Source organism: Streptococcus sanguinis, assembly GCF_020729725.1.
GTDB classification, from domain to species: Bacteria; Bacillota; Bacilli; order Lactobacillales; family Streptococcaceae; genus Streptococcus; species Streptococcus sanguinis_V.
The window spans coordinates 367,846-386,590 of sequence record NZ_JAJEPA010000005.1; the positions used below are offsets into that span (position 1 = coordinate 367,846).

Annotated in this window: 17 protein-coding genes, 1 tRNA gene and 1 CRISPR repeat array (1 of these 19 cut by a window edge); of the genes, 2 read left to right on the forward strand and 16 right to left on the reverse strand. The window is 37.4% G+C overall.

Features of this window, described 5'->3' with window-relative positions; translation table 11 throughout:
- A CRISPR array of direct repeats spans positions 1-485; the repeat unit is 36 nt; unit sequence GTTGTACAGTTACTTAAATCTTGAGAGTACAAAAAC; it begins 738 nt to the left of the window's first position.
- A gap of 64 nt (positions 486-549) precedes the next feature.
- The 11 genes from csn2-St to K4I03_RS01810 all read right to left on the reverse strand — a co-directional run bounded on the left by csn2-St (position 550) and on the right by K4I03_RS01810 (position 10,542).
- A complete protein-coding gene (gene csn2-St, locus K4I03_RS01760; RefSeq protein ID WP_223322626.1) occupies positions 550-1,599 on the reverse strand; it encodes a CRISPR-associated protein Csn2-St in 1,050 nt (349 codons plus the stop codon).
- Positions 1,596-1,919, reverse strand: coding sequence for a CRISPR-associated endonuclease Cas2 (gene cas2 / locus K4I03_RS01765; RefSeq protein ID WP_223312977.1), 324 nt, complete (start codon positions 1,917-1,919; stop codon positions 1,596-1,598). The genes csn2-St and cas2 overlap by 4 nt, the downstream gene beginning before the upstream one ends.
- Before the next feature lies 1 nt (position 1,920).
- Positions 1,921-2,832 carry a type II CRISPR-associated endonuclease Cas1 gene (cas1, locus tag K4I03_RS01770; RefSeq protein ID WP_223322624.1) on the reverse strand — a complete coding sequence of 304 codons (912 nt, stop codon included), beginning with the start codon at positions 2,830-2,832 and terminating at the stop codon, positions 1,921-1,923.
- A 172-nt stretch (positions 2,833-3,004) separates the two neighbouring features.
- A complete protein-coding gene (cas9, locus tag K4I03_RS01775) occupies positions 3,005-6,370 on the reverse strand; it encodes a type II CRISPR RNA-guided endonuclease Cas9 (protein WP_227963508.1) in 3,366 nt (1,121 codons plus the stop codon).
- A 360-nt stretch (positions 6,371-6,730) separates the two neighbouring features.
- Positions 6,731-6,802: transfer RNA gene (locus K4I03_RS01780), tRNA-Arg, on the reverse strand.
- A 40-nt stretch (positions 6,803-6,842) separates the two neighbouring features.
- Complete coding sequence (rplS, locus tag K4I03_RS01785) at positions 6,843-7,190, reverse strand: 50S ribosomal protein L19 (RefSeq protein ID WP_009660455.1); 348 nt, start codon at positions 7,188-7,190, stop codon at positions 6,843-6,845.
- A gap of 118 nt (positions 7,191-7,308) precedes the next feature.
- On the reverse strand, positions 7,309-7,635 hold the full coding sequence (gene crcB / locus K4I03_RS01790) for a fluoride efflux transporter CrcB (RefSeq protein ID WP_227963509.1): 327 nt from the start codon (positions 7,633-7,635) through the stop codon (positions 7,309-7,311).
- On the reverse strand, positions 7,632-8,006 hold the full coding sequence (gene crcB / locus K4I03_RS01795) for a fluoride efflux transporter CrcB (protein ID WP_227963510.1): 375 nt from the start codon (positions 8,004-8,006) through the stop codon (positions 7,632-7,634). Before crcB (K4I03_RS01795) ends, crcB (K4I03_RS01790) begins: the two co-directional genes overlap by 4 nt.
- Positions 8,006-8,269 (reverse strand): chorismate mutase, encoded by a 264-nt coding sequence (locus tag K4I03_RS01800; protein ID WP_002906446.1) that lies wholly within the window; start codon positions 8,267-8,269, stop codon positions 8,006-8,008. The genes crcB (K4I03_RS01795) and K4I03_RS01800 overlap by 1 nt, the downstream gene beginning before the upstream one ends.
- A 325-nt stretch (positions 8,270-8,594) precedes the next feature.
- On the reverse strand, positions 8,595-9,977 hold the full coding sequence (gene sufB / locus K4I03_RS01805) for a Fe-S cluster assembly protein SufB (RefSeq protein WP_002895377.1): 1,383 nt from the start codon (positions 9,975-9,977) through the stop codon (positions 8,595-8,597).
- A 124-nt stretch (positions 9,978-10,101) separates the two neighbouring features.
- Entirely contained in the window at positions 10,102-10,542 is a 441-nt protein-coding gene (locus K4I03_RS01810) for a flavodoxin (RefSeq protein WP_227963511.1), read from the reverse strand.
- A gap of 105 nt (positions 10,543-10,647) precedes the next feature.
- On the opposite strand from K4I03_RS01810, the gene K4I03_RS01815 reads away from it, so the two are divergent.
- A complete protein-coding gene (locus K4I03_RS01815; protein ID WP_227963512.1) occupies positions 10,648-11,583 on the forward strand; it encodes a DHH family phosphoesterase in 936 nt (311 codons plus the stop codon).
- 107 nt (positions 11,584-11,690) lie between these two features.
- Positions 11,691-11,933: a type B 50S ribosomal protein L31 gene (locus tag K4I03_RS01820; protein ID WP_002895374.1), complete on the forward strand. Its 243-nt coding sequence runs from the start codon at positions 11,691-11,693 to the stop codon at positions 11,931-11,933.
- A gap of 209 nt (positions 11,934-12,142) precedes the next feature.
- Here K4I03_RS01820 and K4I03_RS01825 read toward each other — a convergent pair whose 3' ends face one another.
- The 5 genes from K4I03_RS01825 to K4I03_RS01845 all read right to left on the reverse strand — a co-directional run bounded on the left by K4I03_RS01825 (position 12,143) and on the right by K4I03_RS01845 (position 18,700).
- The gene (locus K4I03_RS01825; RefSeq protein ID WP_227963513.1) at positions 12,143-14,080 is read right to left on the reverse strand and encodes a CAP domain-containing protein; all 1,938 of its coding nucleotides are present in this window, start codon (positions 14,078-14,080) and stop codon (positions 12,143-12,145) included.
- A 704-nt stretch (positions 14,081-14,784) separates the two neighbouring features.
- The gene (locus K4I03_RS01830; RefSeq protein WP_227963514.1) at positions 14,785-15,075 is read right to left on the reverse strand and encodes a cupin domain-containing protein; all 291 of its coding nucleotides are present in this window, start codon (positions 15,073-15,075) and stop codon (positions 14,785-14,787) included.
- Positions 15,076-15,104: 29 nt separating this feature from the next.
- A complete protein-coding gene (gene ldcB, locus K4I03_RS01835) occupies positions 15,105-15,893 on the reverse strand; it encodes an LD-carboxypeptidase LdcB/DacB (RefSeq protein WP_265333605.1) in 789 nt (262 codons plus the stop codon).
- Between the two features lie 10 nt (positions 15,894-15,903).
- Complete coding sequence (locus tag K4I03_RS01840; RefSeq protein WP_227963516.1) at positions 15,904-17,634, reverse strand: TcaA second domain-containing protein; 1,731 nt, start codon at positions 17,632-17,634, stop codon at positions 15,904-15,906.
- Positions 17,635-17,650: 16 nt separating this feature from the next.
- Entirely contained in the window at positions 17,651-18,700 is a 1,050-nt protein-coding gene (locus tag K4I03_RS01845) for a proline-rich domain-containing protein (RefSeq protein ID WP_227963517.1), read from the reverse strand.
- Positions 18,701-18,745: the final 45 nt, after the last annotated feature.

Genomic DNA, 18,745 nt, shown 5'->3' on the forward strand with positions numbered 1-18,745 from the left:
TTAAATCTTGAGAGTACAAAAACTCTTGTCTTTGCAAAGTAAAACGGGTTTAAGTTGTACAGTTACTTAAATCTTGAGAGTACAAAAACGCAAGTTGCGTTCTGATGTACCAGAGGATTGTTGTACAGTTACTTAAATCTTGAGAGTACAAAAACTTTTGGATTGTCCTCTAAAATAGCTTCAGTGTTGTACAGTTACTTAAATCTTGAGAGTACAAAAACTGGATGAAGAAAGAAATCAAGAGAAATCCTGTTGTACAGTTACTTAAATCTTGAGAGTACAAAAACTTCCTCTAACTCATAATGATACTCAACCCAGTTGTACAGTTACTTAAATCTTGAGAGTACAAAAACTGGATACTACTACAGACGATTTGGCTTTGGGTTGTACAGTTACTTAAATCTTGAGAGTACAAAAACATGGTAATATTAATATTTATACAACAGAAAGTTGTACAGTTACTTAAATCTTGAGAGTACAAAAACCTCAAATGGAAAAATTGTGATTTTTATACTCATATATTGATTATAATGCCTATTGCGATTCCTGTCAATTATAGGTATTCAAAAACTTAATTAATAGCGGATTAGACATCGTAGAACAAATTCTTGGCTTTTTATCGTATTGGTACAAATGATTTATAATTTTCAAAGTAACTATATCTGGAATTGATAAACTAATATGAGCAATATCCTTACTAAAAAGATATGATGAAACTTTTTGTAACGACTCTAAAAAAACCTTTTCATCCGGTACCTCATTAGCAGGATATTGACCAAAAAATCTTTCATACATAAATGAAAATTCGTAAAAGTGTTCTACTAAATCCGCAACAATATTAACATTCATTATATTTTCTTTATTTATATAAATATATCCCTCGCTTGATAGAAAGTTAATAACGTGAAAATTTTGTAAATCCATAGTCATCTCATTCATCTTTTTACAACAATTTATAAACTCACTATAGTTTAAATAACTATCCATGTTATGAGTGATAAGAATTATCTTACTACTGCTTTGACACGCAACTTCTGATATCATGTCTAAAAAGAAGAAAAATTTTGTTTCATTCTCTAAAAATTCAAAGGAGATGTTTTTATCACCTAGACCGAAATAAGGTAGAAAATTTTTAATAATTAGTTGCTCTGGGTTGAAATACTGGCTTTCAGTGTGATATTCAACTTCTCCAATGTGAAGATTAAGTCTTTGATTCACACTACTTGAAATGAGATCCAATTTGTCATTAATCACATCAATTAGTCCCATTATTTCAAAATCATTTAGCTTACTTTTTAAATAATCAAAGGAAACTGTACCTTTCTTATAAGCCATTTGTTCGATTAAATCTTGTATATCTGAAATTGAGATAATCTTATAATCTGTTCTTTTCAAAACACTTTCGTCAGAAAAAATTACTGGCTCATTTTGCTCAAAAAGACTTAGGTCTTCCATACTATATTTTTTTCCATCAAAATACCAGATTAGTATTTGCCAAATATAATATTTTAACTGTTTATTTTCTCCTATTATTTGAGTAAACTTTCCAAAGTTTATTGATAAATCTTCTCGATAAGGATGTGTGAATTTCCATTTCATATAACCACCATTTTTTTATCACTAACTACTTCTTCTTGTTTAGTTTTGCCACCAATGATTAGAACCATTTCAGAAAACTGTTTTTCTGTTACAGCTAGTAAACGAACATTACCGCTAGGTAGATTACTTTGTTTTAGTTTTTTGTAAAATTTACTAGCAAAACTACGATTAGGACAAGTTCGATAATATACGGAAAACTGTAGCATTTCAAAACCATTTGCAATCAATTCTTTACGGAAATTACGGTAGCTTCGCTTTTCCTGATTAGTTTCCATAGGAAGGTCAAAAAAACAAATCAATCTCATTGCTTCATACCTCATTTTATTTACTCGATTCCAAACTTGAGACAATCGGACAATAAAACTTTGTTGTATCTTTGTCCGCAATACATTTAATAAATCCTTTTACATATTTATCCATAGCTCCAGTTACAGTGCAATTTTCCTTACCATAACGAATCTTTGCATTTAATAAATCCGTTAAAGCTAATCGGAATTCATATTTTAAATAGTCTTCTTCCCTTAAATGTTGATAAACCCATACATCAATAATCTGCCTAAAAGGTTCCATCAGATCATCTACCAGATTAAATTGATTGTATTCATTTTTGTGAAAGATTCCAATCAAGGGATTTAAGCCATAACCAGCCACAATCCTTGCCATTTGAGCTCTCATAATTGCATAACCATAATTTAAACCTGCATTAATAACATCAGCTTCCTGCTGGGTTACGCGAACAAATTTTTTACCAAATAATTCATTAAAATAAACTTTAGCTGCATGTCCTTCTCGATTAGTTTTATCACCTAGTTCAATATGATCTTTATAGTCAGCCAACAATTGAATACAAGCTAAATCTTTCTCAAACATGGCTAACACATCCTGCTGATTATTAATCTTGAAATAAGTAATAATTTGCCAGAGTTTGTCTTTTTGCTCCTGCGTCCAAAGCAATTGTTCTTGTAATCTCTTATAAGCTCTGAAATGCCCATTTTGAGAATGATAGATACCGGTTGGCAGATGCTCATTGTCACAAACGACCAAAGCAATATTGTATTTACTTAGAGCACTCAGTAAACGAAGTGTAACAACTGTGTCTCCACCCTCTGCTACTATGATAGAAATATCACTCAAAGGAATGGTATATTCTTCTCCCATCTTTTTAATTAAGAGATTATCTAGTTTTAATCTCATTTTTTCACTTTGACATACATGTACAATTCTCCAAGTCATCAATTTCCCCTTTAAAATACGAAAACACCCCGCCAATAGACAGGGTGTTGATTTCGGCATGAAGCCTTATCTTTGTAGCTTCTGCAAGATTTAAGTAACTGTGTAAGGCGTCCCTTACAATTATCATTATAATATATTGCAGAGCTAATTGCAACTCTTTTTAAAGATTATTTTAAAATTCGAGTTTTGGAGCATCACCCTCTTTTTTGATGAAACGTTTATTCCCTAAAACATCTGTTTGAACTTTGTAGATGGAGAGGTCCGCTTTTCCCAATCCTTTTAAACAGCGACCATTAGATGTTGTAACAAATACTTTAATTTTCTCCTTACCTTCAAAGTTTCCTTTATCATAGGGTTTCAATTCAACATAGTGTTTTTGGTTTGGCATAGTTCTAGATAAAAACCTAAACATTTGTTGTTCCTTAGTCTTTGTATCCTTAATTAAAAGTAAATCATTTTTATATAAGGTAAATTTGAATTCTGATTGTTCGCTTACTCCTTCTTTTTCTTTGATTTCGTAATATTTATCTAGAGTTATAGAATAGTTCCCAGTTCCCTTTTCAAACTGTAAATCAGCATATTTCAAGCCTAATAATTCATATTTTTCAGTCTCTGGATTAAAATAGACATCTGTACGCCATGGAGATAAAGATTGTAATATAACCTGATTCTCACTATTAGCTGGGGTAATATCTATATGATTCCCTAATTTGTTATCATAGTATTTCAGACTCTTAATTTCTGGACCTTTTCCTTTTTTACTATATTTTCGAATAGGACCATTTTCCTGTCTATATTTCTCGAAGGGATTACAAGCAACTTCTTTTCCATTTTCATTTTGTTCCTTATCAGGATATGTTTTTAAAATCTCCTCAATGACCTTTTCAAAAGTTAGCGGATCCTTACAGTACATCAGAAATTTACTTTTATCCTTTTTATAAAGCTTTATGAAAGCATCATAACCCGTTTGAGAATATATATCCTTAATCTTACCTAATACATAAGTTTCTTCCGACTTATCTTTACCTAATTTCGCTTTTCTAGTTGCATAAATCGTTGCATCAGAAATCTTACGATTATACTTTGAATCCACTTGATAGGAAAATAAAATACTATCTTCGAATTTTTTACTGCCTAGCATATCAACAAAATGATCATAAGGGGCTCTAAATACTAATTCTTTGTACTCATCGTCAGTCAATGTAATAATCTCTCCTGTTTCAGAATCCACAAATTGGTTATCCTTGTAAGAAATCAGAGGATTATTCCACTTTTTCCAAAGTCTTAATTGACTGGAGGCCGCGATAATTAATGCATCGACTGCATGATGGTGATAAGTTTCACGCGATTTGTCAATCCGCCACTTTCTTCTAAGTTGAGAAGTAAATTGTCCGCGCACCACTGAAATCTTGGTATCAAAATCATTTAATTTATAAAAATCCTGAAGAGCATTTAGAACTACTCGAGAAGAATAGCGAGTATCAACTAGATTGCGCTCAATAAATTTTTGTTTGACTTCAATTTTGTTAATGTCTTCCTCATTCAGCAAGTAATCTTTCTTTTTATTACTGAGTGCCTTAGAGGCTTTGACATAAGATTTAAATTCTCTATATGACCAAGAATCATCCATACCATCCAGTGCTTGAAATGGTGTACGCTGTCCTTTCTCTTGATTGGCTGTTGCTAAAACTAGTACCTTATTTGCTAAACTATCATCAAATGAAAGAGAAAGAGGCAAAATATGATCAATCTCATATTTATACTGATTTTCAATCAAATCTGCTATTGTTATATTCTTCCCAGTATAGAGACATTTTTCTCCCTGCTGATGCCAAAGACGAATTTTCGTAGCCAATTCTTTATGCCCGTGAAAAATACTATCTGGTAGTTCCTTTTTTCCATTATATTGATGAGCAGCTTTTTCCATTGCAGCATTTTTCTCATCTTCATTGGCTTTTTGACGCTTCACATAATCTTTCTTTGCATCCTCTTCATTATTTTCGCGCGCCATTTCAATAACGATATTATCAAAGATGCCATATTTCTTTGTAGCAAGATTTATGATTTTAATTGCTTGTCTGACTGACTTAGCAACTACTGGATTGTAAATTTCTTCGGTCAATTCCTTCTCATCAATATACTTGGTTCGTTCAGATCTTGCCTTTGTTTTTTGTTTGCCCAATCGTGTAAGGATTGTCATTTGCTCTTCAGATGTTTCATAAAGCTCTGGAATCAACTCCATCATCAATTTGATTGAAAAATTATGCCAGCCTTTTCCAAACAAAGAACTATTAGACTTTCTAAATGAGACTAATTCAGCAATCTGATTTTGTTCAAATTCTCCTTTAGTAAATGATACTTTAATCGCTTCTTCGATTCCTTCACGTTCCGTATTGAGTGTGAGAATATGAGCCAGCTTATCTAAAACTTCTCTAGATAGTTGCTTAACATCAACCGTTTCCAATGTTTGCATTTTTCGATAAATATCAAAAGTATGCATTTCTGGTTTTTCACTTTTATCAATCCGATAGCCCTTAATATCGTCCACTGACGCGTCAATCAATTTTGCTATATACTTCAATAAAGTAGCGGCACCTAAAGTTTTAGCCCCTTTTGCATACTCAATAATCTGTCTCTTCTGCTCCTCACTGAGCTTCTTAGTTTCTGTTGGAACAGTCAGATTGTTCAAATCATTGAGTAAATTAAATTCCTGTGCCGTGTAAGAAGCTTTAGCAGCTCTGTATTCCTCTGGATAAAAGGTACATTTCCCAATCAAAATACCAAAAATATTATCCAAAGTTGTTCCATCTGTTCTGAAGCGTCCATAATCCGTACGAGACTTTTCATTCCCTGGTCCATGGTAATACTTACGTTTTCCAGTTAAAATCGTTAAATAAGCCTGAATAAATTCATCAGTGATATCTTGATTATAGTCTTGCTGCTTTGTCAAGATTCGCTCTGCTTCTTTTTTATAAGCCGAGGTCGAAAACACGTTAAGCAGACGGTGTTTTTCTCCATTTTCTTCAATGGTAAAATCACCTCGAACCTGTCCGTATTTCTCAAAACGTTCCAGCTGAATCTGTCCTGGTGTTTTATCTGCGAGCAGCTTTCTATTTTCTTCAACAGCCTTGCCATATTCTGAGGAAGAAGACTCACCGTCTTCATTAGCGTCGTCAAGATAACTAATCCCTCTCCTTTTGACAATATTTTTCAACGCAATGAATAATTCTTCATTAGTTAATTTCTCAATTAGTCCCTTAACTCGTAATTCATAAGGATTTAAATTGATAGATACTTTTGAAAAATCTGTTACAAGCTCAGCATCCCTAAATAAATCAGCTAGACGAACTTTTCGATGTTTCTTTCTGCGTCCTAATCTCCGACCTTGGCGAAATCCTCGTCTCTCAACATTGCTGTCAGCAGTAGCCGCTGGGAAAATTCGTGAACTGGCATGAATAATTTCACCAGATTCTTTGTCTATAATTCCCACACCCACAGAAGCTACACCGATATCTAGCCCTAAAATTTTTCCATTCATAACTCCACCTCATTACACATTATATTAATATCATTGTAAACTTAAAAACTCAAAAATTCAATAGATAATGAGTATTTTTGTCACTTTTTACTAAAAAAACGCTACAGCTTTTGCTGTAGCGCTCATTTTTCATTCTTCAATATCTCCATATCTGCAGCTATGAAGAATGATATTACTCTCGTAACTTGGGAATGGCGACAAACCATCTGTTTTGAGTTTTCAGAAGTCTACACCCACCATTTAGAACAACAAAAAGAAAAAATCATAATCAGATAAGAAAGACTTTTGAAACTTTTGGGGCAGATTAGGGCCGACTATAACAAAAACCCCTGTAAATCAAGGGTTATTGTTAGGATTTTATGTCCCCTGCCGGAATCGAACCAGCAACTACTCCTTAGGAGGGAGTTGTTATATCCATTGAACTAAGGGGACTTAGAGAAAAACTCTGCCCAACGACAGAGTCTTTCTAAGATTAACGGCGAATTTCTTTGATACGCGCTGCCTTACCTTGCAATGCACGAAGGTAGTACAATTTAGCACGACGGACTTTACCGTAACGAACGACTTCAATCTTGTCAACACGTGGAGTGTGGATTGGGAAAGTACGTTCAACACCGATACCGTTAGAGATTTTACGAACGGTGTAAGTTTCTGAGATACCAGCACCTTTACGAGCGATAACCACACCTTCAAAAATCTGGATACGTTCGCGAGTTCCTTCAACAACTTTCGCGTGAACGCGGACAGTGTCACCAGGACGGAATGCAGGGATGTCAGTACGAAGTTGACCTTCAGTCAAACTTTGGATTAATGGATTCATTTTTTCTACTCCTATCTTACTAATCTTAAGGTTCAAGACCGCAGCGGATTAGCCGTTTTTTGTGCTTCCATTAGGCACAAAGTATATTATATCAAAATTTCTAAAAATGTAAAGATGTTTAAATGAAAATTCCTAAAAGAATCGCTAAAAACCCGAGTATGTATGTCGAAGCCAAATAGAAAACAAATTTCTTTCTCTCTGAAAAGAGCTCTGCTAGCTCAGCGTTCATTGTAGAAAAAGTCGTCAGACCACCACAGAAGCCTGTTGCCAAAATCACATAAAGCTGCTTGTCTTCTATATGATTATAAAAATAACCAATGAGAAAAGCACCTAGCAAGTTTGCCAATAAAGTCCCAAGCGGCAGAGATGCTCTGCTATTGACCTTGGAGAAAACATAACGCACAAGAGCGCCAGCGCCGCAGCAGATTAACATCGCCCACATCATGGCTTCACCTGCTTTCCAGCCCATAGAGCGATTGCAAGGCCACCACCTACACTTAAGACTAGATAGATAAGAAGCTCCATATAGCGCCCTGAATCTGCTAGTTTGATACTGTCTAGCAGAAGACCAGAAAAAGTCGTCAAACCTCCGCAAAAACCGGTCGAAAGTGCTAAAAGCAGACGCTGGGACTTAACTTTACTGCTAAGATAGCCCTTGATAATATAGAGCAGCAAAAAAGTTCCCAAATAATTGACCAATAAGGCAGCCAGCGGAAATGAATCAGCAAAAACTGATAAGAGAGCTACTTGGTAACGTAGCCAACCGCCTGCCATTGCAGATAAAGCCACAGCTATCGAGTTCTGTACTTCTTTCATTAGATTTTTTTATTCTGAAATTCACGCGAGCGTTTTAAAATGTCAGAAAAGGTCGCAACAACAGTTTCCTTATAGTCTTTGTTTTCAACCTTATCCGCCACTCTGGCAAAAATCACATCTTCTCTCTTGCTATCCAAGACAGCTGCGCCTGTTAATTTTTTTAAAGCTACGACTTGGCCAACCAGATTCATGCGTTGCTCCAACAAGGCAACGATTGCATCATCCACTTGATCAATTTCCTGTCTGATTTCTTCTAACGTCATCTACTTCCTCCTTATATTCTATCTATCATATCAAAAAATAGTAAAATTTTCTAGTTAAATTCTAAATAAAAAGGTCCAATGGACCATGATTCAAAGGGAACTCGCAAGGGCGAGTCTTTATCTGCAACCTAAAACAGCTCCTATCTATAGATTAAAAAGGTTCCCCGAACCTTATTAAAGAGCACTCGCTTAACCGAGTGCTTAGCCACAACCAAAAATACCCGTTAGGCTTGTCTCAAGGTAAACCGACTACCGTCGGTTCTCATCCGCAGATTAAAAAAGTCCACCGAACCTTGGATTAAGGAGAACTCGCAAAAGCGAGTTTTTAACCAACTGAGCCCTCCATGCTCATATTGATGAGTTGGTTGAGTTCGACGGCGTATTCCATTGGTAGTTCTTTGGTAATGGGTTCCATAAATCCGTTGATAATCATAGCTGTGGCTTCTTCTTCGCTTATTCCTCGGCTCATTAGGTAGTAGAGCTGGTCCTCAGATACTTTGGAAACCTTGGCTTCATGCTCTAGCGCGACATTTGAATTATGGATTTCATTAAAAGGAATGGTGTCAGAACTGGATTCACCATCCATGAGAATGGTATCGCACTCGATATGAGATTTGGAACCAGCACTATTCTTACCAAAGCGGACCTGACCACGATAGTCTGTCTTTCCACCATCCTTGGCAACTGATTTAGAAATCAGAGTACTGGAAGTCTTGGGCGCATTATGAAAAACCTTACAACCCGCATCCAAGTGCTGACCATAGTTGGCAAAGGACATGGATAGGACAGAAGTCCTTGCATTGCGGCCATTAAGAATGCTACAGGGATATTTCATATTGACCTTACTGCCTAAGTTACCATCAATCCACTCTAAGGTGCCACCCTCCTCAACAATCCCCCGCTCCGTTACAAGATTATAGACATTGTCCGACCAGTTTTGAATGGTTGTATAGCGGAAAAAGGCATCCTTTTTGACAATGATTTCGACATTTGCAGCATGAAGACTATTGCTTGTATAGGTCGGTGCTGTACAGCCCTCGATATACTGGATGGAGCCGCCCTCCTCGATAATCATCAAGGAGCGCTCAAACTGGCCGGCATTTTCGCCATTGATTCGAAAATAGGTCTGAACAGGAACTTGGCACTGGACGTTCTTGGGCACATAGATAAAGGTGCCGCCGGACCAAACTGCACTATTAAGAGCAGAAAATTTATGCTCAGCATTTGAAATCACAGTACCAAAATACTGCTTGACCAAGTCCGGATATTCCTGGACAGCCGTATCCGTATCGGTGAAAATAATCCCCAGCTTGGCAAACTCTTCCTTCATATTATGATAAACCACCTCAGATTCATACTGTGCAACAGCTCCAGATAGGAACTGCTTCTCGGCTTCTGGAATTCCCAAGCGGTCAAAGGTTTTCTTGATCTCTTCTGGAACTTCATCCCAACTGCGAGCCCGATCTCCGCTTAGCTTCTGGTAGTAGATAACATCATCAAAGCGAATCCCTGACAAATCAGGGCCAAAGTCGGGCATAGGCAGCTTATGAAAGAGTTCCAACGAGCGCAGGCGATAGTCCAGCATCCACTGGGGCTCATTCTTGATTTCTGAGATTTCTCGAACAACTTCTTCGGTCAAACCTTTACCAGTCGAAAAGAGTGGCTTGACATCATCATGAAAACCAAAGGCATAGTCGCGTTCTTTCATAGGAACTCCTCCTTTATCTGATGGATAGCGCTTACTTACATTATACTCCTAATCATGAGAATTGTCAGAAAATAACACTTTCGCAAAACAAAAACGGCAGAAGCCGTTTTCTCTATTTATCACTTTAAACTTTATCAACCAAGCCTTCTGCAAAAGCTTCCAAGCGCGCAATATCATCATCTTCCGCAGATAGGTCCACCTTAACACTTTCTGAGCCCTTCACTGCTCCTGTAGCAGCAAAGGCAGCATCAAAGTCATCGACAGCCTTGCAGAATTCGTCATAGAAAGTATCGCCTGAACCGACCACCCCATAGACCTTGCCAGACAAATCCAAACTAGACAAGTCTTCGTAGAAGTCCATCATTTCATCAGGTAGCTCACCATCACCATAGGTATAGGTCGCTACAATCGCAATATCTGCTTCCAAGAAATCTTCTGCATCGACAGTGGTGCACTCGTCCACTTCAACTTCTACATCCAGGTCTCTTAGCTTATCCGCCACAATATCAGCAATTTCCTCGGTGTTTCCAGTCATGCTGGCAAATACAATTTTCGCTAAGGTCATAGTTTCCTCCAAATTCTAATCTGCTCTCATTATATCATATCTTTTTTATTTTAAAAATAAAAACTCTTATGCTACAATGGGTAAAGAAAGTTGACGAGGTTATTTATGACTCTTTATCATGATATTTTAAGTAAGATCAAAGAATACGATACTATTATTATCCATCGCCATATGCGGCCAGATCCTGATGCTCTTGGCAGTCAGGTCGGACTGCAAAAGCTGCTTCAGTACCACTTCCCAGAAAAGACAATTAAAGCGACAGGCTACGATGAGCCCAATCTCATGTGGTTGGCACAAATGGACCAAGTCGCAGACAAAGAATACCAAGAGGCCCTAGTCATCGTCTGTGACACTGCTAATACAGCTCGCATTGACAACCAACGCTACACGACAGGCGATTTCCTCATCAAAATTGATCATCATCCTGATGATGAGGTTTACGGAGATATTTCTCTGGTAGATACAAGCTCTAGCAGTGCCAGTGAGATGATTGCTCTCTTTGCCTTTGAAAATAACTTAGACTTGAGCAAGGAAGCTGCTGAACTCCTCTATGCTGGTATCATCGGCGACACTGGCCGCTTCCTTTATCCTTCCACTAGCGCCCGCACATTCGAAGTAGCTGCCAAGTTGCGTCAATATGATTTCGACTTTTCAGCCTTGTCTCGAAAAATGGACTCTATCAGCCGCCAGGTAGCTAAACTGCAGGGCTACGTATATGAGCAGCTGGAAATAGATGAAAATGGAACTGCGCGGGTCATTCTACCTCAGGAAATTTTACAAGCCTATCAACTGACCGATGCTGATACAGCAGCCATCGTCGGGGCACCTGGACGAATTGAAGATGTCGGTCTGTGGGCTATCTTTGTTGAGCAACCAGACGGGCACTATCGTGTCCGCATGCGCAGCAAGGTTATTCCTATCAATGGTATTGCTAAAAATCATCACGGCGGTGGACACCCCTTAGCCAGCGGAGCCAATGCATTTTCTAAAGAAGAAATTGAGCAAATCTACACTGAGATGAAAGAATTGGCAAAAAAGTAAGAAATTAGTCTAAAAGTCTTGTCAAATCAATCAGAATTTGATAAACTATCAAAGTAACTAATCTATGGCTCGCAAAGAGACCATGGCAGAAAGGAAATTTTTGTAAAATGAGAAAAGATATTCATCCAGAATACCGCCCAGTTGTCTTCATGGACACTTCTACCGGCTACCAGTTCCTTAGTGGTTCAACTAAGCGTTCAAACGAAACAGTTGAATTCGAAGGGGAAACTTACCCATTGATCCGTGTAGAAATTTCATCAGACTCACACCCATTCTACACTGGACGTCAAAAGTTCACTCAAGCAGATGGACGTGTGGATCGTTTCAACAAAAAATACGGTCTCAAATAATCTTAAGCACCAATCGGTGCTTTTTTTGTATTTAAAAATTTCTTTTCGCCTTTTTAAACTTTAAAATCTGTTCACAACCGCTACTTTTGCTTCCTAGTTAATTCAACAAAAAAACTCCAAAAGTCAGACGATTAAAATCTAACTTTTGGAGTGTGGTTTATATGCAACCAAAGATTAAGAGCACAGATGTTTAAGAATAAAATTCCTTATTATTTATAGCTGTAAGCCCAGTAGTATACGCCATTTCCGTCTACAACTGTCGCTACTGCACCTTCAGTTACATTAGGATCAAGAAGCAATTCTCTCAGACCGCTGTTAGCCCATTTCTTAACGACAACAGAGGCATCTTCATCACGACGTCCAACAAAGCCTGAGCTATCGTATTGACGTGAGATTTCATTTACTTTTGGAAGTGCTTGATTTTGATAAATGTCTTCTGACCATGTCAACTCTTTCAAGCCTTGAGCTTTACGCTCTTCATTGATTTTAGCGAAAGCTTCTTTAGCTTTTGAAACATAGTCATAGTTTGTATCGTTTGTTGCTTCAACACGGTAAACAAACTTAACATAACCAAATTCTACATCACTGTATTTCTTGTCCTCAACGCCACTCTTAAGGTTTGCAATCAAGACATAATCCTTAGCATATGGGTTTTCTTTGGTTTTTTCAAAGATTTCTGGATCTTCGATTTCCCATTCAACTTTGGCATCCCATCCTGCATTATCAAGGAACTTAGGATTCATCTTTTCGATAACGTAGTTCTTGAACTCTTCAACGTTCTTGAATGGCAGCGGCTGACCAGCTTTAGCCGTTGTCACTAGGTTAGTTGAGTACAATTTCACGCTAGAGTCTTTATCACTGTACATGTATTCATCATCAGCAGTGTTTTCGTGAAGTTTTGGATCAAGAGCTGGATCGTTTGGATCAGTCATACCTTGAAGTTTCCATTTGTCACCAAACCATTTCCAATATGGAGAATAGCCATTCGCTTCTGAGTCAGATGGTATACGGTAATAATGGGTAGAACCATCGAAGTAATAGTTAGGATCTGACTCAAGAGCCTTGTCACCTGGTTTTCCAGTTGGGTAGATAATTTTTGGAGCTCGTCCATTTGGTGCCCATGTCAAGTGTTCAAGACCTTCTGCTGGTTTTTCAACATATGGCGGAATTTGATCTTCACTTGGTTTATCAGTTGTTACCAAACCAGGAGTCTCTGGTACAGCAGGTCTTGTTGGAGTTTCTGGTTTTGGTTCTGCTGGTTGCTCTGGTTTTGGAGCAAATGGATTGAGGTCGCCTTCTGCACCGTTAATTGGAGGATTTTCTGGCAAATCAACACTTGGTACCTCAGGTTTTGGTTCTGCTGGAGTTGTTGGTTGTTCAGGTCTATCATTTGGAGCTGGAGTTGGTTGCTCTGGTTCTGCTGGTGTCGGAGTTGGAACTTCTGGTTTTGGTTCTTCCGGCTGACTTGGAGTTGTTGGATTAGTTGAGTTATCAGTAGAATCCTTAACAAACACCCACTTACCATTTTGATAGTAGTAATAGTCACCATTATCCAATACATAGTAATGATAGCCATTTTCATAACGATAATGTGGATCATTTTCCAGGTTGTTATTGGATGTGCTGTTATTGTTAGTATTTGTCAGTGGCTTCCACTCACCATCACGATAGATACGGTAAGAACCATCTGTCATACGGTAGTAATGGTTACCATTCCAGTAAATATAGTTCTCATCATTTGCCAGATTGTTGTAGTTATTCCAACCATTATATCCGTAGTTGTTGCTATAGTTATAATTCCAGTTGTTATAGCCTGGATAATAGTTATTATAACCATAGTCATAATTATAGCCATTGTAACCATAGTTATAGTTATTATAGCCATAATTGTAGTTATTGTAACCATAGTTATAATTATTGTAACCATAGTTGTAATTGTTGTAACGATAGTTGCGGTTGTTACGGTAATTATAGTTGTTATAACCATAGTTATAATTGTTATAACCACCATTCCAGTAATTATAACCTGGTTGATAGTAGTTATAGCCATAATCTTGAGCCTGAGCATTATTTGCAAGAGCAATTGCTGGAATAATAGCCGCAGCCGCTACAACAGATCTTGATAAGAGTCTGAAACGATTGTTCATATTAATTAAACCTCCAAAGTGACCAACATCACTTTATTTTTTTGTGGGGGGGAATTTATTTTTTGTGCACAACTTCATAAAAAAGAATTTCACGAAAATACTGTCAGCCGACAGTTGACTACTCCATCATTATCAAACGCAAAAAAACGAATCACTAGTTAGTGAATCCACCTGATTAAAGGTTGCACATAAATGTTTTTATAACATTTGATTTAGAAACAAAGAAGTCAATATGCTTGAAAATACTTTTTTATGCATATCTCACCCTCAAGACGAATTATAGCACAAGAAATTTTTGAATGCAAGCATTTTAGTTAACAAGGTGTAAATTATTTTTATGGGTAATTTTTTATAGTTCGTTTTTTTGTTTATTTTTCTGTTTTTTATCTTTAAAAATCTATAAACTCTTCTTTTTAACGAACTAAAATAATGGAAAAATGTTTATGATTTGGTTTACACCGTGTAAATTATTTTTATTGTTTATTTATAAAAACTTCTCACCCTCTCATTTCGATTTCTTGTTTAAGTTTATTTTAAGCTTATCTTAAGCCTTTTTTAAGCTTATCTTAAGTTTGTTTTAAGAATCAAAGAATCTATTTATGAATTTCTTGCTTATGGGTTTTTATTTACAGAAATGAATAAGTGTTAAAAAGTAGTAAAAAATACTAGAAGCATTTATTCCAGCTTCTAGTATTTTGAATTTATTAATATTTGAGTTGTTTGATAACCAAGAGGTGGCTATTTTCCTCCCCGACCAAGCTGTGTGGCTCATTGGGCTCCATCGTCAAAAAGGAACCTGCCACTAACCGAACGGTTTGTTCGCCAGCAGAAAAGCTTACATCTCCCGACAAACAAACAACTGTTACTAGTGCATCAGCACTGTGCTCTGGTACTTCTTTTCCTTTAGCAAGATGCAGATGATGGATGATTCTGCCTTCTTCTTGCACAGGTGTTTCTGCAAAATCATTATTGGGATTGGTAACAAAAAATTTCATTTTCTTCCTCCTTCTAATGGATGATGTGACTACTGATCTTCATAGCCTCCACCAGTAATGCCGAAATATTCTTCTAAAGATTTGCCTGATTGAACAATTTCCTTGGCTTCTTGACCAATATAGCGCAGATGCCAGCTTTCAGGCATATAGCCAGTTGAACCTTCCTTACCCTCTAGATAGCGAACGATAAAACCGTATTTATAGGCGTTGTCTAAAAGCCACTGACTTGCTCCAGCTTCTTGTACGAGATTACCATTCTTGTCAATCAAGTCAAATGCCAAACCAGTCTGGTGCTCGCTGTAACCTGGCCGAGCTGAATAGCGGTCTGCAGCTGCCTTACCATCCTGATTGACATAGTTTTGATAGAGTTCTGTCTGAGTATCATAGCTACGGAAACCACTGTATTGGTCGCTAATGGCATAGTCTTGTGCCTGCATGTCTGCAATCAGTTTGAGCAATTCTGCTTTAGCAGTCGCATTCTCACCTGGGTTATAGGAAGAAGACAAAGGGTAGTGTTTGTTGACAAGAAGAATCTCATCATATTTCCCTTTGACACTGTAGTAGCTGCCGTTATAAGAAACATTTTGATCAAGAGTTTTGGCCTCGTGATTTTGCTCCTTTTTAGTATCAGTGCTGTCTGAAGATGTTGTCGTATCTTGGCTAGAATTTTTGTCTTTTTCAGCATCTTGTTTCTTAACTGTACTAGTTGATCTAGGCGCTTGTTTATCAGTGCTATCTCCAGTAGTGTCTTTACCAGACGAACACGCGCCTAGAACAAGAACAGATGCTGCAAGAAGAATTAGTTTACTGTATTTCATTGTCATAATATCAACCTTCTGAAACTTCAAGATTATAGATTACAAAAGAATCCCCACTAGGTTTCAAGTAATAAGTCTTATTTTTACGATTTACACTATTTGGAGTGTTATCGACATAGTGGACTGTATAGTCCTCATATGTTGTCACGATATAGGAACCATTTTCTTCCTTGATTTCGCGGATATCCAAAGCTCCTGGCTCATAATAGTTAATTTTTGCTTTCTTAACACCACCACCAGTGGTCCACTCAACCATTTCTCGATATACTGCACTAGAGGTATCGTAGTATTGAGAATAGTTGTTGCTTCTGTTAGAAACAGAGCTGAAAACAGCACTGCGGTAGTCATTAAGGAAAGTAGAGACTTTTGCTTTTTGAGCCTCAACCTTTTTCGCTTCTTCGTTCTTTTCTCTAATCTTAGAAACCACTTCCTTAGGAAGCGATAATTTCACATTAGTAGTATCATCTTCCACAATTACTGTCTCTTTATTGGTAGTAAAGGTAGTATCAGAGATAGTAAACTTGGCATAAATTTCAAGTTCTTGATAAGGAACAAGCTGCAGCTCAGGGGTCAAACTGCTACCACTTTCTTTACCATTAACAACGATTTTAATATCTGTTGCTTTTGAAGTTTCAGAAGGCATCGTAATTTTTAGCTGTTTCTTTTCAGACTTGAGATCCAGTTTGATTTCATTATCTTTAGCCGTAGCTAAATCAAGCTGAACCTTACTCTCTACATCTCCAACATCTGTCTTTCCTTTGAGAGTAAAGTCTTGTTTGATAAAGTGATATTCACCCAATTCAGTGTCTGTATTTTTCTTAAGAGTAATAGTTTTTTTCTCACCAGGTTTAATGGTAGCATTATCCAAATTTGTATTGACTTTAACTTTGACTGGATAGGAAACCATCTGATATTCCTGGAAAATACCAAATTTCTTACTCTTTTCAGTAACACCTAAAATCTTATTATTGTTGTCATCGATATAAGCAGATTTGCCATTTGACTCAACAATGTTATCTAGCTCAGTTTCGAGATTAATCTCCTGGCTCTCTAGGTGCTCAACTAAAGCTCTTGCTTCAGCGCGCGTCCACTTATCGGATTGAGTAGAAAGAAGACTTGCCACTTCATCGAAGTCTTTGCTAGAGACGGCTTTTGCAAAATGGTCTGTGACCACTTTAACTCCAGTTATAGAGTTTAGATAGAAGAAAGCTCCAATCAAAGAGGCAACTAAAACGGTTGGAGCCCCAATCATGATTGCTTGCTTCTTTGATATTCTCTTTTTAGCCTTTTTTACTGGTTTCTGTGGTAATTGCGAGTCGAGCAATTCAGACCGAATAGGCAAGTTAGAGAATCCTTGACTCTTAGCTTCTGCAAATTCTTCTTTGGTAGGTTTTCGACCAATATTATTTTCAAAAGCTCGTAGCCAATTCTTACGAAGCTCTTCATATTGGCTAGATTCAAATGCGCCTTGCTTCTCATCTTTGGAAGATGATTGAACCGATTCTTCTGTGACAGAATCTTCAGAAGGTGTCTCCTGAACAATATCTTGATTATCAGAAGCTTCATCAGTAGTATTTTCTACTGATGAAGTATCTGTGGTTGCTTCCCCTGCTTCGCCTGCAATCTCCTTAATCTTTTTTGGATCAAAGTTAGATTGTTTGCCGGCTTGGAACTCACTTGCAGTTGGTTTTCGACCAATTACTTTTTCAAAGAGATCAACCCATTTTTCTTTTGTCGCCATAAATCTCCTCCAATTATTACATCATTGCGATACTAGCTAGTAGAGAAAAAGCGATGAAAGAGAAGATAATTGTAATCACACCATTGATAATAATGGCCAATAGATATTTATAAAAAGGATCCATAGAGTTGTTTGTCTTAGAATAAATCAAAGCAAAGGTCGCTCCAACTCCAATTAACAAAATTCCAATCCATGTGAATAAAAGGGACAATTGAATGACTCCCAGTAGGGCAAATAGAGCTGAAATAGCAATAAACGGAAGAACTATAGCATACAGTCGGCCGTACCAATCAAAAGCCTTATTGAAGGTAAAACTTCCATCCTGATAGACCAAACGCTTCACAACAAAACCACCCAAAATGATAGAAAAAAGGAAGAGAGCTGCTGCTATCAGGGAAACAAAGAAGACTTTGAAATTAAGAGACGGAACAACATCATACAAACTAAAACTGTAAACCCTAAACATATTGATGATACTGTAAACGTTGGAATTTGCGACAATAGCAAAAAAGAACACTGTCAAACCTAGCGATAGATAGCCATTCACCTTACTGCTCTCAACTTCAGATGTCGGCGATTTCCAAGCTGAAACAAGCCAAGTCCAGAAACCTTTCATTGTTTTAGAAAACTCGCTAGGCTGAGGAGGTTGCTGACTGTAATAAGCCTGCGGTCCTTGTTGAGGTACTTGTGAATTGAACTGTCCTTGCTGTGGGTTGTTCTGATAAGCTTGCGGACCAGAAGACTGAGGCTGTCCAGCAAAGGGACTCGCTTGTTGAAATCCTTGTCGCTGATATGGTTGTCCCTGATTAGCAAATTGATTTGGAGTTGCTTGTTGCTGAGGAACTTCTTGATATTGTTGAGAAGCCTGCTGAGCAAAAGACTGTTGGAAGTTTTGTGGCTGTTCAAAGCTTGATGAAGCTGGGCTAGCGTCACTAGGCGCTTGCTCCGCACTAACCTGTTCAGCCTCAACAAATTCTCCAGCTGCCAATGCTTGGGCAATTTCTTCCTCTGTAGCCGAGCGTCCATTAACGGCCTCAAAATATTCAAGCCAATCTTGTTTTGACATAAAATATCTCCTATCTATAAATTATTATACTACTATAGTATACAA